Origin of the sequence: Frankia sp. Hr75.2, assembly GCF_949319125.1 — a bacterium.
Taxonomy (GTDB): Bacteria; Actinomycetota; Actinomycetes; order Frankiales; family Frankiaceae; genus Parafrankia; species Parafrankia soli.
This window is the reverse complement of record NZ_CASGGV010000264.1, coordinates 1-285: the sequence shown is the minus strand read 5'-3', so window position 1 is coordinate 285 and position 285 is coordinate 1. Positions and strand designations below refer to the sequence as shown.

Sequence of the window (285 nt, the reverse complement as noted above, 5' to 3'; positions counted from 1 at the left end):
GGCTTCGTGGCCTCCCGTGGTGCCTGCCCGTCGGTCGCCTCCGGCGGGGCCTGCTCGAGGATCAGGTGTGCGTTCGTGCCGCTGATCCCGAAGGAGGAGACGCCGGCACGGCGGGGCCGGTCGACCGCCGGCCAGGGGGTGGTCTCGGTGAGGACCCGGACGGCGCCGGAGTCCCAGTCCACGTGCGGGGTCGGCGCGTCCACGTGCAGGGTCGCCGGGAGCACCCCGTGCGTCATCGCCTGCACCATCGTGATCAGCCCGGCGACGCCCGCGGCGCCCTGGGTG

General features: G+C 75.8%; 1 protein-coding gene. It reads right to left on the bottom strand.

Annotation, left to right across the window (positions count from 1 at the left end; translation table 11 throughout):
* The coding region (locus AC559T_RS17950; protein ID WP_498869482.1) for a ketoacyl-synthetase C-terminal extension domain-containing protein at positions 1 to 285 on the bottom strand (285 nt) is incomplete at both ends.